Annotated in this window: 23 protein-coding genes; 8 read left to right on the top strand and 15 right to left on the bottom strand. The window is 66.9% G+C overall.

All coding sequences use genetic code 11. The annotated features are described in order from the left end of the window. Positions 1–41 precede the first annotated feature (41 nt). The 3 genes from P3L18_RS15500 to P3L18_RS15490 are packed head-to-tail and all read left to right on the top strand — an operon-like array spanning position 42 to position 3,170. Positions 42–1,310: an acyl-CoA dehydrogenase family protein gene (locus P3L18_RS15500; protein ID WP_276114555.1), complete on the top strand. Its 1,269-nt coding sequence runs from the start codon at positions 42–44 to the stop codon at positions 1,308–1,310. A 59-nt stretch (positions 1,311–1,369) separates the two neighbouring features. Then, entirely contained in the window at positions 1,370–2,428 is a 1,059-nt protein-coding gene (locus P3L18_RS15495; RefSeq protein WP_276114554.1) for a phosphotransferase family protein, read from the top strand. Positions 2,429–2,456: 28 nt separating this feature from the next. Then, positions 2,457–3,170: a TetR/AcrR family transcriptional regulator gene (locus tag P3L18_RS15490; protein WP_079929194.1), complete on the top strand. Its 714-nt coding sequence runs from the start codon at positions 2,457–2,459 to the stop codon at positions 3,168–3,170. A 6-nt stretch (positions 3,171–3,176) separates the two neighbouring features. Here P3L18_RS15490 and P3L18_RS15485 read toward each other — a convergent pair whose 3' ends face one another. From P3L18_RS15485 to P3L18_RS15475, 3 genes are all read right to left on the bottom strand, one after another. Next, on the bottom strand, positions 3,177–4,427 hold the full coding sequence (locus P3L18_RS15485; RefSeq protein ID WP_276114553.1) for an MCE family protein: 1,251 nt from the start codon (positions 4,425–4,427) through the stop codon (positions 3,177–3,179). A 148-nt stretch (positions 4,428–4,575) separates the two neighbouring features. Next, on the bottom strand, positions 4,576–6,093 hold the full coding sequence (locus tag P3L18_RS15480; protein ID WP_276114552.1) for an AMP-binding protein: 1,518 nt from the start codon (positions 6,091–6,093) through the stop codon (positions 4,576–4,578). Between the two features lie 10 nt (positions 6,094–6,103). Beyond that, positions 6,104–7,063 carry a phosphotriesterase gene (locus P3L18_RS15475; RefSeq protein ID WP_014359450.1) on the bottom strand — a complete coding sequence of 320 codons (960 nt, stop codon included), beginning with the start codon at positions 7,061–7,063 and terminating at the stop codon, positions 6,104–6,106. A gap of 194 nt (positions 7,064–7,257) precedes the next feature. Here P3L18_RS15475 and P3L18_RS15470 point away from each other — a divergent pair, with 194 nt between their 5' ends. Further along, positions 7,258–8,241: a L,D-transpeptidase family protein gene (locus P3L18_RS15470; protein ID WP_276114551.1), complete on the top strand. Its 984-nt coding sequence runs from the start codon at positions 7,258–7,260 to the stop codon at positions 8,239–8,241. Positions 8,242–8,313: 72 nt separating this feature from the next. Here the strand turns inward: P3L18_RS15470 and P3L18_RS15465 are convergent, their stop codons facing one another. Then, on the bottom strand, positions 8,314–9,048 hold the full coding sequence (locus tag P3L18_RS15465; RefSeq protein WP_006372250.1) for a PIG-L family deacetylase: 735 nt from the start codon (positions 9,046–9,048) through the stop codon (positions 8,314–8,316). 42 nt (positions 9,049–9,090) lie between these two features. After that, complete coding sequence (locus tag P3L18_RS15460) at positions 9,091–10,491, bottom strand: class II fumarate hydratase (protein WP_276114550.1); 1,401 nt, start codon at positions 10,489–10,491, stop codon at positions 9,091–9,093. A 222-nt stretch (positions 10,492–10,713) separates the two neighbouring features. On the opposite strand from P3L18_RS15460, the gene P3L18_RS15455 reads away from it, so the two are divergent. Further along, positions 10,714–11,667 (top strand): type IV toxin-antitoxin system AbiEi family antitoxin domain-containing protein, encoded by a 954-nt coding sequence (locus P3L18_RS15455; protein WP_276114549.1) that lies wholly within the window; start codon positions 10,714–10,716, stop codon positions 11,665–11,667. Between the two features lie 42 nt (positions 11,668–11,709). On the opposite strand, the gene P3L18_RS15450 is transcribed toward P3L18_RS15455, so the two are convergent. After that, a complete protein-coding gene (locus tag P3L18_RS15450; RefSeq protein WP_276114548.1) occupies positions 11,710–13,410 on the bottom strand; it encodes a fumarate hydratase in 1,701 nt (566 codons plus the stop codon). A gap of 22 nt (positions 13,411–13,432) precedes the next feature. Then, a complete protein-coding gene (locus P3L18_RS15445) occupies positions 13,433–14,296 on the bottom strand; it encodes a LysR family transcriptional regulator (protein ID WP_276114547.1) in 864 nt (287 codons plus the stop codon). Between the two features lie 70 nt (positions 14,297–14,366). Here P3L18_RS15445 and P3L18_RS15440 point away from each other — a divergent pair, with 70 nt between their 5' ends. Further along, the gene (locus tag P3L18_RS15440; RefSeq protein WP_276114546.1) at positions 14,367–14,735 is read left to right on the top strand and encodes a nuclear transport factor 2 family protein; all 369 of its coding nucleotides are present in this window, start codon (positions 14,367–14,369) and stop codon (positions 14,733–14,735) included. Between the two features lie 47 nt (positions 14,736–14,782). Here P3L18_RS15440 and P3L18_RS15435 read toward each other — a convergent pair whose 3' ends face one another. Together P3L18_RS15435 and glpX are read right to left on the bottom strand one after the other, a co-directional pair. Next, positions 14,783–14,968: a hypothetical protein gene (locus tag P3L18_RS15435; RefSeq protein ID WP_276114545.1), complete on the bottom strand. Its 186-nt coding sequence runs from the start codon at positions 14,966–14,968 to the stop codon at positions 14,783–14,785. A 30-nt stretch (positions 14,969–14,998) separates the two neighbouring features. Further along, on the bottom strand, positions 14,999–15,994 hold the full coding sequence (glpX, locus tag P3L18_RS15430; RefSeq protein WP_014359458.1) for a class II fructose-bisphosphatase: 996 nt from the start codon (positions 15,992–15,994) through the stop codon (positions 14,999–15,001). Positions 15,995–16,162: 168 nt separating this feature from the next. On the opposite strand from glpX, the gene P3L18_RS15425 reads away from it, so the two are divergent. After that, on the top strand, positions 16,163–16,735 hold the full coding sequence (locus P3L18_RS15425) for a DUF4245 domain-containing protein (protein ID WP_276114544.1): 573 nt from the start codon (positions 16,163–16,165) through the stop codon (positions 16,733–16,735). Positions 16,736–16,746: 11 nt separating this feature from the next. Here the strand turns inward: P3L18_RS15425 and P3L18_RS15420 are convergent, their stop codons facing one another. The 4 genes from P3L18_RS15420 to P3L18_RS15405 are packed head-to-tail and all read right to left on the bottom strand — an operon-like array spanning position 16,747 to position 19,567. Then, complete coding sequence (locus P3L18_RS15420) at positions 16,747–17,229, bottom strand: GNAT family N-acetyltransferase (protein ID WP_276114543.1); 483 nt, start codon at positions 17,227–17,229, stop codon at positions 16,747–16,749. A gap of 30 nt (positions 17,230–17,259) precedes the next feature. Then, positions 17,260–17,571 carry an exodeoxyribonuclease VII small subunit gene (locus P3L18_RS15415; protein ID WP_276114542.1) on the bottom strand — a complete coding sequence of 104 codons (312 nt, stop codon included), beginning with the start codon at positions 17,569–17,571 and terminating at the stop codon, positions 17,260–17,262. Further along, positions 17,568–18,878, bottom strand: a complete 1,311-nt coding sequence (gene xseA, locus P3L18_RS15410) for an exodeoxyribonuclease VII large subunit (RefSeq protein ID WP_276114541.1) — start codon at positions 18,876–18,878, stop codon at positions 17,568–17,570. Before xseA ends, P3L18_RS15415 begins: the two co-directional genes overlap by 4 nt. After that, positions 18,875–19,567, bottom strand: coding sequence for a lipid droplet-associated protein (locus P3L18_RS15405; RefSeq protein WP_276114540.1), 693 nt, complete (start codon positions 19,565–19,567; stop codon positions 18,875–18,877). The genes xseA and P3L18_RS15405 overlap by 4 nt, the downstream gene beginning before the upstream one ends. 52 nt (positions 19,568–19,619) lie before the next feature. Here P3L18_RS15405 and P3L18_RS15400 point away from each other — a divergent pair, with 52 nt between their 5' ends. Continuing rightward, entirely contained in the window at positions 19,620–20,573 is a 954-nt protein-coding gene (locus P3L18_RS15400) for a 4-hydroxy-3-methylbut-2-enyl diphosphate reductase (RefSeq protein WP_014359464.1), read from the top strand. Between the two features lie 33 nt (positions 20,574–20,606). On the opposite strand, the gene mycP is transcribed toward P3L18_RS15400, so the two are convergent. Together mycP and eccD are read right to left on the bottom strand one after the other, a co-directional pair. Continuing rightward, entirely contained in the window at positions 20,607–21,971 is a 1,365-nt protein-coding gene (gene mycP, locus P3L18_RS15395) for a type VII secretion-associated serine protease mycosin (protein ID WP_276114539.1), read from the bottom strand. Between the two features lie 71 nt (positions 21,972–22,042). Continuing rightward, positions 22,043–23,575, bottom strand: coding sequence for a type VII secretion integral membrane protein EccD (gene eccD / locus P3L18_RS15390; protein WP_276114538.1), 1,533 nt, complete (start codon positions 23,573–23,575; stop codon positions 22,043–22,045). Positions 23,576–23,647: the final 72 nt, after the last annotated feature.

Below are 23,647 nucleotides of genomic sequence, written 5' to 3'. Positions count from 1 at the left end.
AATCCGTCGAGACCACAACCGCTCTCATCGAGGAGACAACCATGACATTGTTCGAGCCATCACCGCGCGCCGAGGAATACCGGCAGAAGCTGCTGGCCTTCATGGACACCTACGTCTATCCCAACGAGGCCGTCTACGACCAGCAGATGCGGGAGTCGGCCAATCCCCATGCCACCCCGGACATCCTGATCGAACTCAAGGCGAAGGCTAAGGCCGAAGGATTGTGGAATCTGTTCCACCCCTACGCCGAATGGGGGCCGGGGCTGTTGAACCTGGAGTACGCGCATCTCGCCGAGATCATGGGACGGGTCGGTTGGGCGCCGGAGGTGTTCAACTGCAACGCCCCCGACACCGGCAACATCGAGGTACTGACCCTCTTCGGCACCGACGAACACAAGCAGCGCTACCTCAAGCCCCTGCTCGACGGAGAGATCGCCTCGGCATTCGCGATGACCGAGCCCGCGGTCGCCAGCTCCGACGCGACCAACATCGAGTTGCAGATGGTCCGTGACGGCGACGAGTACGTCCTCAACGGACGAAAGTGGTTCGCCTCCAACGCGGTGCGGCCCGACTGCAAGGTACTCATCGTGATGGGCAAGACCGATCCCACCGCCCCCACCCATCGACAGCAGTCGATGATGGTGGTGCCCACCGACGCAGAAGGTCTCACCATCCTGCGCAACCTGCCGGTCTTCGGCTACGTCGACCGGGAGAGCCACGGCGAGTTGGTGTTCGAGAACGTCCGGGTGCCCGCGACCGACGTCCTCAAAGGAGAGGGTGAGGGATTCGCGATCGCACAGGCGCGTCTGGGGCCGGGCCGCATCCATCACTGCATGCGCACCATCGGGATGGCCGAGCGGGCACTGGAACTCATGTGTCGGCGAGCGGCCGCACGCTCGACGTTCGGACAGCCACTGGCCGACCGCGCCAACATCCAGGACTGGATCGCCGAGGCGCGCATCGACATCGAAATGGTGCGGCTGCTGACCCTCAAGGCCGCGTACATGATGGACACCGTCGGCAACAAGGCCGCGGCGACCGAGATCGCCGCCATCAAGGTGGCTGCACCCAACATGGCGCTCAAGATCATCGACCGCGCCATCCAGGTCCACGGAGGTGCCGGTGTCACCGACGACTTCCCGCTGGCCATGGCCTACGCGCACCTGCGCACGCTGCGCCTGGCCGACGGTCCCGACGAGGTACACAAGCGCGCGATCGCCCGCCGCGAGTTGCGCAGTTTCCGGGAAGCCGCCACGGTGCCGGAGACGGTGGCCGGCGTGTCCGACGACGCGCTCTCGGCCCGGTACTGATCGAAGGCGGGAAGCCGTTGCAGCGCAAGAGAGTCCGGTGATCGAGTGGGGAGCGGGTAATGAGTGAGACCGACGTGGTGGGGGATCTGGCGGAGATCGCCGAGGTCGATCCCGTCGCCCTGCTCGGCTGGCTGCGCGGAGCGGGTATCGAGTGGGCCGGCACGGTGCGGTGTACGCGCGTCGGATTCGGTCAGTCGAATCTCACCTATCTCCTCACCGATGACGCCGATGGCCGATGGGTGCTGCGTCGTCCGCCGGTCGGCACCCTGCTGGCCTCGGCGCATGACGTGGCGCGTGAGGCGCGCATCCTCGCTGCGCTGGCCCCGACCGACGTCGCGGTTCCGGCCGTCCTCGGTGTGTGCACCGACGAGTCGGTGAGTCCTGTTCCGCTGGTGGTGATGGAGTTCGTGGACGGTGTCGTCCTGGACCGGCTCCCGGCGGCGCAGGCGCTCTCGCCCGCGATACGGCGGGCGGTGGGGGAGTCGATGATCGACACCCTCGCCCGCATCCACGACGTGGACATCGAGCAGGCCGGTTTGGCCGACCTGGCGAGCCACACGCCCTACGCGGCACGCCAACTCAAGAGGTGGAGCGCGCAGTGGGAGAAGTCGAAGACCCGCGAGATCCCGGCGCTGGACGAGTTGACCCGACGACTGTCGGCAAGTGCCCCCGAACAACGGGAGACCCGACTGGTCCACGGGGACCTCCACATCCGCAACGTCATGATCGATCCGGAGAGTGGAAGGGTACGGGCGGCACTGGATTGGGAGTTGTCGACCCTGGGTGATCCGCTCGCCGACATCGGCAGCACCTTGGCGTACTGGCCGGCGGCCGGTGAACCGCCGCTCAGTGCGGCGCCGGTGGAACTGCTCGAGGGGTTCCCGACCCGCGACCAGCTGGCCGAGATGTACCTCGACCGCACCGGCCGTGACGCGAGAGCCCTGCAGTTCTGGCACGCACTCGGACTGTGGAAGGTCGCGATCATCGCCGAGGGCGTGCTCCGTCGTGCGCGGGACAATCCGGCGAACCGAGCCGCCGCCGGCGTCCCCACCGACGAGGTGATCGACAGTCTGGTCGCGCGGGCCATCGCCGTCGCCGACGCGGCCGGACTCGGATGAGAACGCCGATGGGTGAGAAGATGTCGGCATGACTGCACGTGATTCGCGCGCGGTGGGGACACAGCCGGTGGGGGAGCAGCCACTGCCCCCTCTGGCGGTGACCGACGGGGACAAGGCCCCGCCGGTGACCGCGCGCGGCGAGCGCACCCGCTCCGCCCTGATTGCCGCCGCGCGACGGATCTTCGAGCGCGACGGCTTCTCCGACGCGCGACTCACCGACATCACGGCCGAGGCGAAGTGTTCGACGGGCACCTTTTACACCTATTTCGACAGCAAGGAAGAGGTCCTCGACGCCGTCCTCGCGCTCGCCCACGAGGACATGCTGCATCCCGGGCTCCCGCACATCGAAACCGATCCGCACGAGGATCCGTATGCGGTGCTCGAGGCCGCCAACCGCGCGTACTTCGAGGCGTACAAGCGCAACGCCGGATTACGGCTCGTTCTCGAGCAGGTGACCGCCAACATTCCGGAGTTCCGCGAGAAGCGGCGTCAGCGTGGGCTCGTGTTCGCCACCCGAAATGCCAGGCACATCAAGGATCTCCAGAACCGCGGCCTCGCAGATCCTGAACTCGACCCGCTGGCTGCGGCGAGCGCTCTCTCGGGCATGGTCTCGCGGATGGCCTACCAGGCCTTCGCACTCGGCGACGATGCCGATCTGGATCAGATGGTGTTCACTGCAACCCGGTTGTGGGCCAACGCCATCGGCTTACGGAGTGGTGATCGCCGACCGTCTCGACGGTGATCGCACTCAGACCGGTCGGACGCCCATGAGCGCGGCCAGTTGCCGGGCCAGCGGGGTCAGGTCGAGGCGGTCGGGGTCCTTCTTGGGTGTCGAATCCCATGGCTGCGGCGTGTTCGGATTGGCGTAGACGGTTCGTGCGGCACTGCGGACGCCCGTCGGATTGCCTTGTGGAACAGTGCATCCGGCACTCGTGTTGAATGGGAAGTCGTCGTAGCGGATGTCGAAATCCGGGTTGGCGCGTTTCATCTCGTCGATGATGCGGGTGGTGCCTTCGTATCCCTGAGTGCATGCCGGTGGGTTGTTCGTCTCGAGCACGACACCGAAATGGATCTGCCCGTCGCCGGGGGCGGTGGAGTGGCTGCCGGCCGAGAGGTTGGACAGCATCGCGAACGTCAAGGACGTGGTGTAGGTGGCAGGTCGGAGCGTGCGCATCACCGACGCCAGGTCGTGGACGACCTTTGCGGCGTCACCACCGTTGCGTTGCACCAGTTCTGAGAGCTGGGTTGCCGAGGCGCTCCCGGTGGTCAGCAGCCGGCGCAGGTCGGGATCGGATGCCGACAGCGTTGCCGTGAGCACGTCGAGCCCATGAGACCAGGTGAGAATGGCGTCGGACTGGTCGGCCTGGGTGGCCAGTACCGAATTCGCGTCGCGGATCACTCCGATCGTCGCGGGTAGATTGTCGGCACCCTCGGCGGCCAGCGTCGACAACGAGTTGACGAGCCGGGACAGGTTGTCGCCCTGTCCGTTCAGCGCTTTCCCGAGCTCGGTGATCACGGTGTGCAGATCGTCGAGCGGTATCGATTGTGCGAGTCGCACGGTGGAGGCCACCACCTCATCGAGAGGCGGTGGTACCGAGGACCTCGTGATCGTCGACCCGTCGTGGAGGTGCGCATCGTCATCGCCGCGGGTCGGCTGGAGGTCGATGAACTGTTCGCCGATCGCGGATCGGTTCGCGACGACCGCCATTGCCGACGCCGGGACCTTCGCCGCTCCCGAGTCCAGCTGGAGCTCGACGTCGACGCCGTCACGCGTGAGATGCAGCGGCCCGACGCGGCCGACCGGTATGCCGAGGTAAGTGACCTCGGCATTGGTGAAGATGCCCCCGGAATCGGGGAGATGGGCGGTCACCGTGTAGACCCCGACACCGACGACGCGGTTCACGTGGACCAGCCAGATCCCCGCCACCACACTGACCACCAGTCCGAGGACGACGATCGCGGTGATCTGAAGTCGCGCAATCCGACTCAGCGGTGGCATGTGTGAGGACCCGACCCTTCCGCCTCGCGTTCTCGCGAGGCTGGTCGAACATTACTCGGGGGTAAGGTCCGGCAGCCAGGGCTCTGTGGTCAACACCGCGATGAGCCTGCACTATGACGGGCGACATAGCGTAGTGGTGGGCCTGTGGTCAGTGCGGAACCGAGGCCAGCGGTGCGCGGTCGATGGCCCGCTTGAGGATCTTGCCGGTTGCCCCCTTGGGGAGTTCGTCGACGACGTGCACGATGCGCGGCACCTTATAGGCCGACAGACGTTCTTTTGCCCACTCGCGCAACGTGTCCTGCTCGATCGTGGCACCCGGGCGCACCGCGACGACGGCGGCGATCTCCTCGCCGTAATGGTCGTCGGGTATTCCGATGACGGCAACCTCGACGATGTCGGGGTGGGTGTAGAGGACCTCCTCGACCTCACGGGGATACACGTTGTAGCCGCCGCGGATGATGAGGTCTTTGGCGCGATCGACGATGCGGACGTCGCCGTCGGCGTCCATTGAGCCCAGATCGCCGGTGCGCAGCCATCCGTCGACGAGCTCGGCCGCGGTGGCGTCGGGCCGATTCCAGTAGCCGGTCATCACCGTCGGGCCGCTGATGAAGATCTCGCCGACCTCGTCGGCGGGCAGGACGGTGCCGTCGGGGTCGCGGATCTCGATCCGGAAGCCGGGCAGCGCTGTCCCCACGGTCCCCACCTTGGGCGGACCGTCGAGATTGCGGAAGGTGGCGGTGCCTGCGGTCTCGGTGAGGCCGTAGCCCTCGAGGATGGAGCAGCCGAACCGCTCCTCGAAGACGCGGATCACCTCACCGGGAAGAGAGGCGCCGCCCGAGCAGGCCAGTCGTAGGTCGGCGAAATCGCCTGGGGTGTAGCCCCCGGTGACCTGCAGCATGGCGTTCCACATGGTGGGCACTCCGCACGCGATCGTGATGTGCTCGTCGCGCAGGCGATCCATGAACTCGGTCGGCGTGAAGGGGCTCATCAGCGACAACGTGCCCGCCCAGGTGAGTGCGCCGTGCATGACGACCACTTGACCGAAACAGTGGAACAAGGGTAACGCGGTGGCCCATCGCTCGGTGTCGTGCAGGCGCAATGGGTCGCGGAACGCCTGTGGTGCGGCGTTGACGTTCGCGATGCTCAGCTGTGCGCCCTTGGGTTTGCCGGTGGTGCCGGAGGTGTAGAGGATCACCGCGGTCTCGTGCTCGTCACGCTCGACATACGTTGTCACGCCGTCGATCTCGGTGGCATCTTCCTCGAAGGGCCGGATCTCGGCGAAGGGCAGCCCCCGCTGCTCGGCGACCTTGCGGGCATTGGTCGCACAGTCCTGCCAGGCGACGATCATCGTCGTGCCCGAATCGTCGACGACGTAATCGATCTCGGGAACCGTCGAAATCACGTTCATGGTGATGACGGTGGCGCCGAGGGTGTGCAGACCGTAGTAGACGATCGGGAATTCGGGGATGGTCGGTGCGATGAGCAGGACGCGGTCCCCGGGCGCCACCCCGGCGGCGGCGAATCGGGCCGCGGCCCGGGCGATGCGGGCCCGAAGGTCGGCGTAGGTCAGCGCTCGCGACCCGCTGCGTACCGCGATGCGATCGGGATGCTGCTCGGCGTTGTTCCACAGTGCGGCAACAGGGTTGGCTGCGACAGGAGTGTTCATGAGGTGCCTCTCACTCGAAGTAACGGCGGGGGACCTCGACGAGCATCGTGGTGATTTGCTCGTCGGAGACTCCGCGTTCACGCAGGGTCGGTAGGACGTCTTCGCTGATGTGGCGGTAATTCCACTTGGGCACCGCCTGCTTCTTGGCCTCGGGATCGAACCAGTCGATGAAGCATGCGGCGTCGTGCGCGAGACCGATGCGATCGGCGTATCCGCGTTTGCACAGTTCGACGATGGTGTTGATGCGATCGTCGAAGGGCAACAAGACATCGAGCCCGAACCGATCCATGCCCAGGATCGACCCGGCGTCGGCGATCTTCATCAGATAGTCGAGGTCGGTGCTGTCTCCGGAGTGTCCGATGACGACCTTGCTCAGATCGGCACCCTCCTCGGCGAGCACACGCTGGGCGACGAGCCCGGATTCGGTGTGCGGATTGGTGTGCACGGTGATGGGGGCGCCGGTGGCGACGCTGGCCTGCCCGACCGCGCGCATCACCCGCTCGACGCCCGGGGTGAGCCCCTGTTCCTCGATGGCGCACTTCAAGAACGCCGCGCGCACGCCGGTGTCGGCGATGCCCTCGGTGAGATCGCGCACGAAATAGGTGACGAGCGGTTCGTCGACGTCGAAGAGCAAGCCCGGGCCGGTGTAATGGAACTGGAAGGGGATCTCGTTGTAGGTGTAGAGCCCGGTCGCGACGACGATGTTGAGGTCGACCTGCTCGGCGATCTTCTGGATGCGAGGGATGTACCGACCGAGACCGAGGACCGTCGGGTCGAAGATGGTGTCGATGCCCAGGGACTTGAGTTCGTTGAGGTCGCGGACGGCCTCGTCGATCTTGCGCTCTTCGTCCCAGTCGTCCTGATAGTTGAGCCGATACTCCTCGCCGACGACGAAGACGTGTTCGTGGATGAGGGTGCGACCGAGGTCGTCCGAGGAGATCGGACCGTTGACGGTGGTGACGGTGGACATGCGCTTCCCTTCGATGCGAGCGAGATCCGGTGATGCACTGTGGTCTGCATCACTGGAAGGACCCTAGTTGAGGGTGAGTTCAGATTCAAGGAGGCGGTGGTGATCGGATCCATGTCGCACCGTGACCATCGCGAGACTCATCGCCTCTTGCCTTTTGCCACACTGGTGTGGTGCAGAAGTTACTGATGAGGCGAATGAGGTTTTTGGGACTAATGGTGATTGCGGTGCTGGCCGCTTTCGCCGGTGGTGCCGGCATCGCGACTGCCGCCCCATCGACCACGCCGACGACCCCGACCACGCCGGCCACTCCCGGTGCGACGCTGCCCGGCGGCATCAGCATTCCGCAGACCGGCATCCCCGAACTCGACAAAGTCCTCGACACTCTCTCCGGGACCGGCTCGTCCGGCGGTGGGACGCAGTCGAGTCAGACAAGTCAGCTGGTCGTGGTGACCGCACCCAAGGCGAGTGACCAGAAGGCGACGCTCACGGCGTTCGAACGCGACTCCGCCAGTGGTGGCTGGAAGCCGGTGTTCGGGCCGACCCAGGCGTTCCTGGGGGAGGTGGGAATGGGCGAGCCCGCCGACAACGTCTACCGCACCCCGCAAGGCACCTTCGCGCTCGACCAGGCCTTCGGGCGGCTGGCCAATCCCGGCACCAAGATGCCGTATTTCCAGGTGACACAGCAGGACTGGTGGGACTCCAACATGAAGTCACCCACCTACAACACGCACGTGCACCAGGCGCAGAGTCCCGGCGGGGACAGTGAGAACCTCTACGACGCCGGACCCGCGTACGACTACGCGGTCAACATCGCGTCCAATCCGCAGCGCATCCCCGGCAAGGCGTCGGCGATCTTCCTGCATGCCAGTACCGGCGAGCCGACGATGGGTTGTGTGGCGATCGACAAGGATGTGCTGCGCAACATCTTGACCTGGCTGGATCCCGCCAAGAGCCCGAAGATCACCATCGGTGTCAATCAGGCTGCGCCCACGGGTAATGCGCCGGCGCTGACGACACCGCAATCAACGCCCCAGTCGGGAACCCCCCAATCAGGAACCCCGCAGTCGGGAACCCCGCAGTCGGGCACCACGAGTGGACTCCTCGACGACAATGCCCTGACCCAGTTGCTCAATCAACTCGTCGGCATCCTGCCGTCGATGCTGGGAGTCGGTGGCTGACAACCACATCCGTGAGGTGACGAGGCGACGCCGTCGATCCATGTGGGATCGGCGGCGTAGCCGTGTCAGTGGTCAATGGTCGGGGTCGGTGTCACCGTCGCGCACCAGTGTGAAAGCGACCGCACGTCGGCCCCCGAAATCCTCCCTGGGCGCGGTGACCTTCTCGATCTGGGCGCGGGCCTGCTCGTCGACCGGAGTGTCGGGGTCGAGGACCTCCAGATACCTACGATGCGCGGCAAGGGATCTCACTGCAACCTCGACCTCGTCGCCGACCTCGACGGCATGGCTGGCGTTCGGACCGTTCTCGAACAGCCACCGCTGATGTGCGCGCGGTAGGAGCGCGTCGTAGGCGTCGACGACCGCAGCGGCGAACTCGATGTGGTCGCGTTGGTTGGGCGCGCCGGGTGCCCAGTGGTCGCCACCGAAGAGCGAGATGATCACGTCGGGGTCGACGGCCATGATCGTCTCGGTGATCCGGGCGCGCAGGGCCTCACTGTTGGCGATGTCGCTGTCGGGAAAGCCCCAGAATTCCACCTCGTCGACCCCGACGATGGATGCGGCTTCGCGTTGCTCCTGCTCACGCAGTGGACCGGCCTCGTCCGGGTCCATCCCCGCGATGCCTTTCTCGCCGCTGGAGGCCAGCGCGTAGACGATGCGCTTGCCCTCGCCGACCCATCGCGCCACCGCGGCGGACATCCCGTATTCGGGATCGTCTGGGTGGGCGACCAACGCCAGACCGGTGTGCCACCGGGTCGGGAAGTCGGCGAGGTCGCCGGTGCTCTGCTCGGTCGTCGTTGCGTCGCCCATCTCTGAAGACCGTAGTGCGCTCCGAGGGAGATTCGTCGCCGATCAGCGTTCGCGGTCGAGATTCGCCATCTTCAGCACGTCGAGCCGCTTGTCGAGCTCGGCCTCGCTGAGCTTGTCGCCGATGAGGCCACGGTCGATGACGGTCTGCCGAATCGTCTTGCCCTCCTTGAGGGCTTGTTTGGCGACCGCGGCCGCCTCCTCGTACCCGATCGCCGAGTTGAGCGGGGTGACGATCGACGGAGAACTCTCGGCAAGCGTCTTGAGGCGCTCCTCGTGGGCGACGAGGCCGGAGATGCAGCGGTCGGCGAACAGCCGGGACACGTTGGCCAGCAACTTGAGCGACTCCAGCACGTTGCGTGCCATCATCGGGATGTACACGTTCAGCTCGAAGGCGCCGTTGCCGCCACCCCAGGTGACCGCGGCGTCGTTGCCGACGACCTGTGCGGCGACTTGGGTGACCGCCTCGGGCAGAACGGGATTGACCTTGCCGGGCATGATCGAGCTGCCGGGCTGCAGATCGGGCAGCTGGATTTCGCCGAGGCCGGTGAGTGGGCCCGACCCCATCCAGCGGACGTCGTTGGCGATTTTGGTCAGCGACACCGCGACCGTCTTCAGCTGACCCGACAGTTCGACCAGCCCGTCCCGGGCGGCCTGCGCCTCGAAGTTGTCCTTGGCGAGTGAGAGGGCGTCGACGTCGGTGAGCTTGCGCAGTTCGGCGACGACCTTGGTGCCGAAGCCGGCCGGCGCGTTGAGTCCGGTGCCGACGGCCGTTCCGCCGATCGGCAGTTCGCCGACCCGGGGGAGTGTCGAGGTGATGCGTTCGATACCGGCCTCGACCTGGCGGGCATAACCGCCGAACTCCTGGCCCAGGGTCACCGGTACCGCATCCATCAGGTGGGTGCGACCGCTCTTGACGACCTCACGCCACTCGTTCGACTTCTCCAACAGGGCCAGCCGGAGATGGTCGAGCGCCGGGATCAGATCGCTGACCGCGGCCTCGGTGGCGGCGACGTGGGTGGCGGTCGGAAAGGTGTCGTTGGACGACTGCGACATGTTGACGTGGTCGTTGGGATGGACCTCGACGCCGGCCGCATTGGCGATCGAGGCGATGACCTCGTTGGTGTTCATGTTGGAGCTGGTGCCCGAGCCGGTCTGGAAGACATCGATGGGGAACTGGTCGTCGTGGCGGCCGTCGGCGATCTCCTTGGCCGCGGCGATGATGGCGTCGGCCTTCGCCGCATCGAGTAGCCCGAGATCCTTGTTGACCTGCGCGCACGCCGCCTTGAGCAGTCCCATCGCCCGGATCTGGGTGCGCTCGAGTGGGCGGTGGCTGATCGGGAAGTTCTCGACGGCGCGCTGGGTCTGGGCCCGCCACAGCGCGTCGACGGGGACTTTGACCTCGCCCATGGTGTCGTGCTCGATGCGGTACTGCTGCTCGGTCATGGTGCTGCGTCCTCCGATGGTCGACGGCGAGTTAGGACTACCTCAATTCACGCTACTCGTCGCGTGTGCAGCCCGGCGCGCAGGCCTGTCGACAGACCATGCCGTACTTCGGTGTCACTGGGCGACACGAAAGTACGGCACAAGTGGTGGTCTCGACCGAGTTGTCCACAGATCCTCCTCGCGGGCGACCAATGGCGCCGTCGAGCGGTCACACTGTGCGCCATGACTGTTGCTGCGCCCGACACGGCTCGTCTCGACGACCTGCTCGCGTCGCAGGACGGTGTCATCACCCGCGGGCAGGTGATCGACTGTGGATTCTCCGCAGCCTTCGTCCGCCGCATGGTGCGGTGCCGGGAATGGGCGACGGTGTTCCCCGGCGTCTATGTCGATCACACCGGGCCACTGACCGCACGACAGCGCCAGTGGAGTGCGGTACTCGACGCGTTTCCGGCGGCGCTGAGTCACTCATCGGCGATACTCGACGGCGACGTGGCGCCGACCCAGCCGGTGCACATCGTCGTAGACCGACAACGCCGGGTGACCAGACGCCAGGGTGTGGTCGTCCACTACGGCTCTCGGCTGGACGACAGGGTGCTCTGGCATGCGCGTCCCCCGCGCCTGCGTATCGAGGAGGCCGTGCTCGATGTCGTCGATGCGTCGTCGTCGTCGGCGCGCGTCGTCGCCTGCCTGGCAGATGCGGTGCAGGCTCGCCGAACCACCGCAGACCGCCTGCTCGCGGCGCTGCGCCGCCGGCCACGGATCGCGCACCGACGGTTCGTCGAGGGCGTTCTCCGTGATGTACGGGACGGCACGTGTTCGGTTCTCGAGCACGGATACCTGACGAAAGTTGAACGGGCCCATGGTCTTCCTGCGCCGATCCGGCAGGCGCCGACCACCGTGGGACGTCGGGGCCTGCGCGATGTGGAGTTCGTCAACTTCGGTCTCGTCGTCGAACTCGACGGCCGACTCGGTCACGACGGTCCGGTGGCACGCGACCGCGACCTCGAACGTGACCTCGACGCCGCGGTTCACGGCGATCGGCTGACGCTTCGTCTGGGATGGGGACAGGTGTACGAACGTCCGTGTGCCACAGCGACGAAGATCGCCCGCGCGCTGCGCGCCCGTGGATGGCGGGGAACCGTCGCCGGATGCCCGGCATGTCCGTCATCGCCGTAGATCGGTGTCACATGGTGGCATCGATCTACGGCGTAAGCCCGCTCAGCGCTCCTTCGACCGGATGCGCACCCCACCCAGCGGGACGGTCACCGCGCCACCAGGATCGGTGAAGAAGTCGTTGCCCTTGTCGTCGACGACGATGAACGCCGGGAAGTTCTCGACCTCGATCTTCCAGACGGCTTCCATACCGAGCTCGGGGTATTCGATGACCTCCTGGCTCCTGATGCAATCAAGCGCCAGCCGTGCAGCCGGGCCACCGATCGAGCCGAGATAGAAACCACCGTGTGCCGCACAGGCATTGGTGACCTGCTTGGAGCGGTTGCCCTTGGCCAGCATGACCATCGAGCCGCCCGCCGCCTGGAACTTCTCGACATAGGAGTCCATGCGGCCGGCCGTGGTCGGTCCGAACGAGCCCGAGGCCATACCCTCCGGGGTCTTCGCCGGTCCGGCGTAGTAGACAGGGTGATCGCGCAGGTACTGCGGCATCGGTTCACCCGCGTCGAGGCGCTCGGCGATCTTGGCATGCGCGATGTCTCGGGCGACGACGAGCGGGCCGGTGAGCGAAAGCCGGGTCTTGACAGGGTAGTTGGACAGCTCCGCCAGGATCTCACTCATCGGGCGGTTCAGGTCGACGTCGACGACCGCGCCGCCCTCGATGTCCTCGGCGACCCCGGCGTCCGGCATGTATTGGGCGGGATCGGTTTCGAGCTGCTCGAGGAACACGCCATCGGCGGTGATCTTGCCCAATGCCTGGCGGTCGGCCGAACACGACACCGCGATCGCGACCGGACAGGAGGCGCCGTGGCGCGGCAGGCGCACGACGCGGACGTCGTGGCAGAAGTACTTGCCGCCGAATTGTGCTCCGATGCCGAAGGATTGGGTGAGCTTGAACACCTCCTCCTCCAATTCGACGTCCCGGAAGCCGTGTGCGGCCATCGATCCCTCGGTGGGCAGGGTGTCGAGATAATGAGCCGAGGCGTATTTCGCCGTCTTCAACGCGAACTCGGCGGAGGTTCCACCGATGACCACCGCGAGGTGATACGGCGGGCAGGCTGCGGTGCCGAGCGAGCGGATCTTCTCGTCCAGGAACTCCAGCAGCCGCTTGGGATTCAGGATGGCCTTGGTCTCCTGGAACAGGAACGACTTGTTGGCGCTACCGCCACCCTTGGCCATGAACAAGAACTTGTATTCGGGGCCCTTCGGTCCCTGCTCGGTGGAGTAGATCTCCACCTGCGCAGGCAGATTGGTGCCCGTGTTCGTCTCGTCGTAGGTGGTCAGGGGCGCCAGCTGCGAATACCGCAGATTGAGCTTGGTGTAGGCGTCGTAGACACCGCGTGAGATCCACTCACCGTCGGTGACCCCGGTGAGCACCCCCTCGGACTTCTTGCCCATGACGATCGCGGTACCGGTGTCCTGGCACATCGGCAGCACGCCGCCGGCGGAGATGTTGACGTTCTTGAGCAGGTCGAGCGCGACGAAGCGGTCGTTGCCCGAGGCCTCCGGATCGTCGATGATCTTGCGCAACTGCGCGAGGTGCGCGGGCCGCAGATAGTGGCTGATGTCGTGCATCGCCTCGGCGGTCAGTCGCTGCAAGGCCTCGGGGGCGACTTTGAGGAAGGTCTGACCATCGGCGGTGAAGGTCGAGACCCCCTCGGTGGTGATCAGTCGATACGGGGTGTCATCGGCGCCGGAGGGCAGCAAATCGGCATAGCGGAACTCCGGAGCAAGGGCTGGTTTGCTCACGCGGAAATCCTAGCGCGGCACCTCAGAGCCCGAGCAGGGAGCGGAACGCCTGCGCGGCCGCCGACGGATCGCGGCGCGAGACGACCCCGAGACTCGAGCGGGCTGCGGCGTCGGCAAGGGGCACCGCGACGACGCCGTCGAAGCCGGCCGCGGTGTTCTCGCTGAGTGCACCGACGCCGATGCCGCGCCGGGCCAGCAGGCTCACCTGGGCGGGCGTCGTGACCTCCCAGCGTGGGGTTGTGGTCATCCCGATACGAGCAGCTGCGGCATCGAGTGCGGCGCGTGCCCCGGTACCGACCGGCAAGGAGATCAGATCGGCGGTCAACAGGTGCGCGGTGTCCAGGGTCGTCGACGACGCCCACGGATGATCGGGGGCGAGGACCGCGCACAACGCGTCCTCGACGATGACGTGGGTGAGCATGTCGGCCGGGGCCTCGCCCGCCCATCCGGCGACGGCGACGTCGAGCCCGCCGTCACGCACCGCGCGCATCAGATCGTCGGAGAGACCCTCGATCAGCCGGACGTCGATCCCCGGGTGACTGTCGTGCATCACCGCAAGCGCGTCGACGAGCGGATCCCACGTCAGTCCGGTGACGGCTCCGACATGCAGCGATCCGGTCATCACACCGCGGATCGCGTTGGCCGTGTCGGTGACGGCGTCGATGCCGCTCAGGGCCTGACGGATCACCGGAAGCAGCGTGCGGCCCTCCGCGGTGAGCGACACCCGCCGCGAGGTGCGATCGAAAAGCGTCACGCCTAGTTCGCGTTCGAGCTTCGCGATCTGGGTGGACACCCCGGACTGGCTGACACGCACGGTCTGCGCGCCGGCGGTGAACGTGCCGGCGTCGACGACCGCGGTCACGTATCGCAACTGATGCAGTTCCATTGCTGAAAATGATAGATGCTATCCGAAAGATCTGTTGGACGGATGGACTCTCGGACTCCACCATGGAGTCATGACAGAGATGATCTCCACCACCGAGACCACCCGTACCGTCGCTGAGACCTACTTCGATGCTTGGCGCACAAGAGATTTCGACCGGTTGCGGTCGGTGCTCGCCCCCGACGTGAGCTTCGTCGGCGTCATGGGTGTTGCCGACGGCGCCGACGCCTGCCTCGCCGGACTGCGGGGCATGGCCGAATCGATCATGGATGACCTCGTCCTGCACGCCCGTGTGGCCGACGGCGACGACGTCATCACCTGGTTCGACCTGGTGACCAAGGACGGCGCCACGTTGCCGACCGCCAATTGGAGCCATGTCGAGGACGGACTGATCACCCGCATCCGGGTCACCTTCGATCCGCGGCCACTCGGAAACGTTTGAGCCTCAGGGGTAGTGGCGCACCGGCCCGAACTGGGGCCGGTGCGCTTTCAGAAGCGGTGCTCGATGTCGGCGTAGTCGCCGATCTCAGCAGCGAGAAGCTCGGCTATGCGATGTCCCTCGGTTCGCCAGCGTGCCTCGATGGCTGAATCGCACTCCTCCGTGCTCACCGCCGTCCAGGCCGGCAGGGCCGGCTCACCGTCGGCGGCCGCCGGCTCGGTTGCGTACAGAACCACGTGTGTCGTCCGGGTGCTCCTCGCGAGGACTCAGATGCTCAGGCGTGCGTACTCGCGGAGCTTGGCGGTCTTGTGGACGGCCTCGATCCGGCGAATGGTGCCCGACTTGGAGCGCATGACCAGCGAACGCGTGGTGGCGCCGCCGGGTCGGTAGGTAACGCCGCGCAGCATGTCGCCGTTGGTGACGCCGGTCGCGCAGAAGAACGAGTTCTCACCGCTGACCAGATCGTTGGTGCCGAGCACACGGTCGAGATCGTGGCCGGCGTCGAGTGCCTTCTTGCGCTCTTCCTCGTTGCGCGGCCAGAGCTTGCCCTGGATCTCGCCGCCCATGCACTTCATCGCGACAGCGGTGATGATGCCCTCGGGGGTACCACCGACACCCATCAGCATGTCGACGGTGCTGTAGTCGCCCGCAGCGGCGATCGACCCCGCGACGTCGCCGTCGGAGATGAGGCGGATCTTGGCGCCGGCCTGTCGGATCTCGCCGATCAGATCGGCGTGGCGCGGCCGGTCGAGGACGACGACGGTCAGGTCGGCGACGTCGATGCCCTTGGCCTTGGCGACGGAGTTGATGTTCCATTCCACCGATTCGTCGATGTTGATGGCGCCCTTGGCCTCCGGCCCCACGGCGATCTTGTCCATGTAGAACACCGCCGACGGGTCGTACATGGTGCCGCGCTCGGACACCGCGATCACCGCGATCGAGTTGGGGCGGCCCTCGGCCATCAGGGTGGTCCCGTCGATGGGGTCGACCGCGACGTCGCAGTCGGGTCCGCTGCCGTCGCCGACCTCTTCGCCGTTGAACAGCATCGGGGCTTCATCCTTCTCGCCCTCACCGATCACCACGACGCCGCGCATCGACACCGTCGAGAGCAGCTCACGCATCGCGTCGACGGCGGCACCATCGCCGCCCTTCTTGTCGCCACGACCCACCCAGCGTCCGGCTGCCAACGCGGCGGCCTCGGTGACTCGCACCAACTCCATCGCGAGGTTGCGGTCAGGGGCCTGGGGGGTGGCTTCGGTCATGTCTTGGACTCCTCGGCGTGCGGCGGTGCGACTGCCCTCCATCCTCGCATGTCACCTCGATGCGCTGGTCACCGCCCGGTGTGATCGATCCGTGCGGTTGCGTGCGGCCGGTAAACGGCGGATGGGCGATTTGCCGAACGGCGTGTGTCGGCTGGAATACTGAGCCCCATGGCCCAGAAACCGCGCTATCTCGTCAGCGGTAAGGACATGATCTGGTCGATCATTCCGCTGTTGGCGATCTGCGCGCTCGTCGCGATCGCCTCGGGGAACTGCTCGGTGGGGCTCACCGGAAGTGCCTCCGACGACCGGCGCAGCCCGTTCGACGTGCAGGGTGCGCTGCTCTCGGACTCGCAGACGCTGCCCTTCCCGATCCGCAAGCCGCCGGACCCCGCCGGATGGAAACCGAGTTCGGGCAGCCGTGAGAACGTGGCCGGACACGTGGTCAGCAACGTCGGCTGGATCACCAACAGCGGTAGCTACGTGCAGCTGACCCAGACCGACGCGTCCGAGGACGAACTCGTCGACCATCTCGCCGATGGTTCGACCGTGGCCTCGGGGACCGGCACCCGTGAGATCGGTGGGCAGCGCTGGGTGACCTACAGCACCCACGACGGCAACAAATTCTGGATCACCGACCTCGGGTCGGTCCGAATCGCGGTCATGTCCACCGGTTCCGACAGCGGGATGGCCACGATGGCCGAATCGGTGATGGAGCAGCAGCCGCTGCCGGGTAGGGGTTGACGCGCACCGCGTCAGCGATAGCGAACCATCAGATCGTTGTCAGTGCTGAATCCGCAACGTGCGTATAGCGGAACGGATTTCGAGGTCGGGGACAGAACGACCTTGGTGTAGCCTCGAGCGTCGGCGAATCTGAGTACCGCTTCGATGAGGTCGTGGCCGATGCCGCGGCCTCGATGTTCGGCAGCTACGTAGAGATGCCCGAGATATCCCCACGATTCCGCGGCGACAGACCTGGGACTGGGCATGCGCGTGTATTCGGTCAGACAGACCATGCCCACCGCGGCCGACGTTGTGCGATCCGCTGCCACGACCTCCGTAACGGCGGTCCACACGGACCGGTGCGGGGCAGTCATCCAGCGCTCAACCTCAGTGACGAACTCGGCATCGGCCGACCACGCCGGTATCTCCGGCGCGGTTTCCCGCGCCCAGGCCCATCGCAGCACGGCCACGTCGGTGGGACTGGTGCACTCGGAGATCATCGTCGCTTCGGCCACTGTGCTCCTCGTGTTCTTCTGACTCCAAGCTCAGTCGTCGAACTCGTCGTCATCCTCCGACGCGTCCTCCTCGTCCAATTCCTCACCGTCGTTGAGCACCGCCTCGATGCGTTCGCGTGCGCCGGCGAGGTGGGCCTCGCAGCGATCGGCGAGCGCCTCGCCGCGTTCCCACAGCGCGAGCGAGGCGTCGAGGTCGAGGCCTCCGCGCTCCAGGGCCGCGACCACTTCGTTGAGTTCGTCGCGGGCTTGTTCGTATCCGAGTTCGTCGATCGGGGTGCGTCCGTCGTCGGAGGTGTTGGCCTTTTGTGAAGCCGAATTCTTGGCTGCCCGTTGGGGACTCACTGTTCCTCCTGCGTATGGTCGTCGGTCTCGTCGTGGTGGTGAGGGGCGTCGTGGTGGTGAGGGGAGTGCGCGGCCGATTCGATCGAGGTGACGTCGGCGTGAATCGATCCGTCGCCCAACCGGATTCGTAGCCGCGCCGACGTCGGCAGACCGTCCACGGAGTCGAGCACGTGCGGCGGGTCGGTGTCGACGCGCTGCACGACCGCGTAGCCGCGGGCCAGCGTCTGAGCAGGCCCCAGCGTCGCCAGCCGGGCCACGAGATGTTCGGTGCGGCGGTCCTCGGTGTCGAGTCGGCCGATGAGGGTACGACGCAGATCGGCTCGCAGTCGGTCGACGCGTTCGTTGTGTCGGTCGAGCACGGTGAACGGATCGGCGAGCACCGGGCGAGCACGAAGGCCGGCGATCACCCGGTCCTCGCGGTGCACCCAGTTGCGCAGGGCGTGCGCGCTGCGGCGGCGCAGGGCGGCGATCCCGGCGAGTTCGGCCTCCACGTCGGGGACCACGCGTTTGGCCGCGTCGGTGGGGGTGGCGGCACGGATGTCGGCGACGAAGTCCAGGAGCGGATTGTCGGGTTCGTGGCCAATCGCGCTGATCACGGGCGTCGAACACGCGGCGACCGCCCGCAACAGCGCCTCGTCGGAGAACGGCAACAGGTCCTCGACGCTGCCGCCGCCGCGGGCGATGATGATGACGTCGATGTCGGCGTGCGCGTCGAGCTCGCGAAGGTGGCCGATGATCCGCGGTACCGCCGTCGGGCCCTGCACCGGTGCATCGCGCACATCGAAGCGCACCGCCGACCACCGCGCCGAGGCCACCGACACCACGTCGCGTTGCGCGGCACTGGCGCGGCCGGAGATCAGGCCGATGGTGCGCGGTAGGAACGGGATCGGACGTTTCAGACGCGCGTCGAAGAGTCCCTCGGCGGCCAGCAGCTGCCGTAGCCGCTCGATGCGCAACAGCAGCTGACCCACGCCGATGGGGCGAATGTCGCTGACGCGCAACGAGATCGTGCCGCGGCCGGTGTAGTAGCTGGGACGACCGAGCATCACCACATGAGCCCCATCGGTGATCGGGACCTCGGTGCGGGCCAGCAGATCGGGGCTGCAGGTCACCGAGATGGAGATGTCGGCGGCCGGATCGCGCAGCGTCAGAAACGATGTGCGCGTACCGGGGCGGCGGCTGATCTGGGTGACCTGGCCCTCCACCCAGATCTGGCCGAGCCGGTGAATCCAGTCGCCGATCTTCGTGTTGACGGTGCGCACCGGCCACGGGTTGTCGGCCGAATTGGCCGAACCGCCACCGCTCACTTCGATGGCGAGCGCTTGTTCTCGGCCGCGGTGATCCGATTGTCGATCATGGTGATGAACGGCGCGCGGTTGCGGTTGGCCTTCTCGTAGGCGAGCAACTCGGAGAGTTCGTCGACGCCGACCGACCTCAGCTTGGCACGCAGCTGGGCCAGGGTGAGGTTGTCGTATTCGGTGTATTCGACGACCTCGGGCACCGGACCGGTGGGCGCCGGGGTGTCACTGCCGGGGCCGGTGGTCGAGGAGGTGATGACCTCCTCGGGGGCCGATGAGTACAGCGCGAATCGCCCGGCGTCGGCGCGCGGGGCCGGCGACTCGGCGGGTGTGGACTCGGACGGCGCGGGCCCGGTGTCGTCGTCCGCAGCGGTGTCGTGCTCGTCATCGGTGGTGTCGGTGAGGCTCGCCCGCCCGGACTCGATCGGCACGACGGTATCGGCGACCTCGGCGTCATCCTCGTCGAACCGCGCCCACGCGGGTTCTTCGCTGGGGCGGTCGAAGATCATTTCCAGTGCGGTGTCGCCCTTGATGGCCAACTCGGCGATGCCCTGTTGGGCGCGCATCGCCAACTGCAGCGTCTCGCTGACCGCGGTCACCGGCAGGGTGAACAGCAGAGTCGGCAACTTGCGCGTCTCTTCGACGGCCGTGACGACGAGACCTGCGGCGATACGGGCCGGATAAGGAGCACGAACCATGGGTTCACTCTGCCATCTCGCGGCGAGTGGTCCAACACGTACCCTTGGGGACATGACTGAATCCAAGCGCATCCTGCTCGCCGAACCGCGGGGATATTGCGCCGGCGTGGATCGCGCCGTGGAGACCGTCGAGCGTGCACTCGACAAGCACGGTGCGCCCGTCTACGTCCGCAAGGAGATCGTGCACAACCGGCACGTCGTCGACACCCTCGCCGAGCGTGGCGCGATCTTCGTCGGCGAGACCGACGAGGTACCCGAAGGCGCCATCGTCGTGTTCTCCGCCCACGGCGTCTCCCCGGAGGTGCATCGCACCGCCGCGCAACGCAACCTCAAGACCATCGACGCCACCTGCCCGCTGGTCACCAAGGTGCATCAAGAGGCCAAGCGCTTCGCCCGCGATGACTACGACATCCTGCTCATCGGTCACGAGGGCCACGAGGAGGTCGAGGGCACCGCGGGGGAGGCGCCGGAGCACATCCAGCTCGTGGACGGTCCCGACGCCGTCGACACCGTGAGTGTGCGTGACGAATCGAAGGTCATCTGGCTCTCCCAGACCACGTTGTCGGTGGACGAGACGATGGAGACCGTGCGCCGCCTCCGTGAGCGATTCCCCGAGCTCAACGACCCGCCGAGCGACGACATCTGTTACGCGACCCAGAATCGTCAGGTCGCCGTGAAGGCGATGGCCCCGAAGTGCGATCTGGTGATCGTCGTCGGCTCGAAGAACTCGTCGAACTCGGTGCGGCTCGTCGAGGTGGCGCTGCAGAACGGCGCGTCGGCCTCCTACCTGGTCGACTATGCGCGTGAGATCGACCCGGCCTGGCTCGACGGCGTCGAGACCGTCGGCATCACCTCGGGTGCATCGGTGCCGGAGGTCCTGGTCCGTGGGGTCATCGACTTCCTGTCCGAGTACGGCTTCGATTCCGTCGAAAAGGTCACCACCGCCGAGGAAACGCTGACCTTCGCCCTGCCGCGTGAACTGCGGCCGGCTCGAACGGCCAAGTAACCCAACACCGGATCCGTCGTGGGCGGATTCCGGTCAGTACTCGTCAGGGTCGAGTCGACGGACCCGACGATGGGGTAGCGAGAGCGCCAGGACCGCAACCACCACGGCCACGGCGAGCCCCACGCCCACCAGCGCGACGTTGCGCGGGCTGTGATCGGGTGCCGTCGCGACCGCGGGAGCCGCGATCGGCGTAGGCACCTCGGGATCGGCGAGCGGTCCCTCGGGCAGCTCAGCGGTCAGCGCCGCGACAGTGTCGATGACCCCGTGACCGATCGCCTGATCGTGGCCCGGTCCCGGGGCGTGCGCGGTGCGGACGATACGGTCCATCACCTCACCCGCCGACAACCCCGGGTACCGTGCGCGGACCAATGCCACCGTGCCGGCGACGAACGGGGTGGAGAAGCTGGTACCCAGCAACGGAAGCGGGCCCGAGTTGCTCCGCTGCGCGTTGACCAGCGACGAACTGCGGGGAGTGCTGTCGAGACTGATGATCCCGGTACCCGGTGCCGCGACATCGACCCACGGCCCGTGCAAGCTGAACGAGCTCGGCGCTCCGGTGCCGGCATCGACCGAGCCCACCGCGAGAACATAGGGCGAGAACCAGGCGGGACTGGCCACGGTCTGGACCGATCCCCACCCGTCGGGATCGCCGGGTAGCGGTGGCGGATTCTGTTCGGCACACGCCGACCCCTGCGACAGGTTGCCTGCAGCGACCACCACGACCACGTTGCGGTCGAAGGCGTAGCGGACCGCGGCGCCCAGCGAACGGTCGGCGGGCCGGGCACCCGCCGGGGAACACGCCACCTCGGAGATGTTGATGACCGTGGCACCGAGGTCGACGGCGCGGACCACCGCGTTGGCGAGGGTGGTCACCGACCCGTATCCGCCGCCGACCGCCGGGTCCGCGTCGTCGCGACGCCGGTCCTTGGCGTCGAAGGCGCTGCTGGACTGGCGAATCGAGATGATCGAGGCATCCGGTGCGACTCCGGAGAACGCGTCGTCAGGCGACGGGGCGGCCGCGATGAGCCCGGCCACCAGCGTGCCGTGCGCATCACAGTCGGCGAGTCCGTCGCCACCCGAGACATAGTCGCCGCCGCCGCGCAATCGCGGCAGTCGGGGATGCGGCGTGACACCGGTGTCGATCACGGCGACGCGTTGTCCCGCTCCGCGCGAAAAGCGCCAGGCCTCTTCCAGATTCATCATCTGTTGAGCAGGAGAGGGCTGGCTCGCGGCGGTGACGGCGACGGGTCGCGCGCAGAGCGTGCGTTGTTCGGTGGGTTCGGGCGGTGCCACCGGGGCGGACCGGTTCAACGCCCCCGGATCGACCTGAGGCGGACTCAGCGCGAAGGCGGGCCCACCACCGGAGACGGCGACAAGCGTGGCGACGGCCAGTGCCATGGCGAGGCCGGTCGGGAAACGACGACGACGGACAACTCCGGACGCCGGTCGCCCAGCTCCGTGACGGACCACTAGATGTCCCGAACCGTCTGGTACAGATCGAGAATCCAGACGAGCAGCGGCACGATCACCACGATCAGGGCGTACTCGCCGAGTTCGGCGAGGCGTCGCATCACCGGCGAGAACTCATGTCCGGGTGCGAGCACACCGACCACGAGTGCGACAACGAGAGCTGTTGCCGCGACCACGAATCCGACGAACGGCCACCACCCGTCGACCGCGGTCAACGAATCGACGAGCGCAGCGAGGGTCAGCACCCCACCGCCGATCAGGACACACGCCTGCACGAGGTCGCTGTGTGAGCGGCCGCGCAGGCACAACACGACGGCCAGGATGACCGCCAGTGCCATCGACTTGGCGTCGACGCCGTTCCACGGGGTCGCGGTGATGACCGCGGCGGGGCCGATCACCGCGGTGGCACCGGCCACGATGCCCGTGAGATAGGCGTTCGCCAGATACGAACGACGTTCGAGCGCATCGGCTTTCGGAAGAGCCATCGCTCCGATCGCGCCGATGCCCTCGATGGTGGGGACAGGCTGGGCGTCGTCCGGATCGAGCGGCACACCAGCCGTCGGCACCGGCGGCAGCGGTAGTTTCGCCAACACGATCGTCAGCCGGGGCGCCATCGCGACGACGAGCAAGGCCGCGGCCGCGCCGACGGCGGCGACATTGCGCGTCGAGCTGTCGATGAGCAGAGCAGCCAGCGAGATCGCACCACCGATCACCGAGGCGGTCAGCAGGGCGGCGTGCACCACCGCGCCGACCGCGCTCAGCCGATAGGACACGACGCAGACGAGCACCACCACCGCGAACCCCAGCGAGAGATGCGCGGAGCCGTAGGGTCCGGGAACGGTGAGCATGCCGGCCACGAACGCCGTCGGAGCGGCCGCGGCAGCCAGGACCGTCGCCGTGGTGTCGTCGCGATATCGATGGGCGACGATGGCCGATGCGGTGACCAACGCCAGCGTCATCGTCGCGGCCGGGATCGCCGGCCACCAGACATCGGCATGCCACCGCATCCCGGCCAGGGGCACCGCGCCGACGATGCCCGCCAGGATCGCCGCGGCGAATCCGATCACCCGGGCTCCCTGCGCCGACCAGTTGGCGAAGCGCGATTCGTTCAGGCGCGCAACGGCATCGACGACGTCGTCGAACAGTGCCGGCGAATCGTCGGTGCGCACCGAGGTGACCATCAGCAGGTCGCCGTCACGCACCCCGGAGTCGGCGAGCGAACGGTTCACGGGCAGCGGCGGCTGCCCGATGCGCGACAGGGTCCATCGCGACCGCCGATCGAGCACGTTGTCGCCGCTCGGGTCCGGCTCGGTGTCGTCGGGGTCTCGCCGGCGCGGGCTGCGCGACTCGATCTGGGTGACGAGATCGCCGAGGAGCGCAGCCACCGGGACTGCAGCCGGAAGTGCGACGTCGAGCTGGGTGTTGCCGCCGAGCACCGACACCCGTACCAACGCGGGTTCGATCGACGGCGCCGACGCCCGCAGCGCACCGTTCTCGGCGGGTGCCGCTGGTCGGGTATCCACAGATGACATCTCGACGTTCCTCCCCCTTGATTCGCAGTTACCATAACCACACGTTCGGCTTTGGGTGAGATGTCCTATTCG

The sequence above is a fragment of the Gordonia sp. N1V genome (assembly GCF_029269935.1).
GTDB classification, from domain to species: domain Bacteria; phylum Actinomycetota; class Actinomycetes; order Mycobacteriales; family Mycobacteriaceae; genus Gordonia; species Gordonia polyisoprenivorans.
The sequence above is the reverse complement of the archived record's forward strand: the minus strand, read 5'-3'. Positions and strand labels throughout refer to the sequence as shown.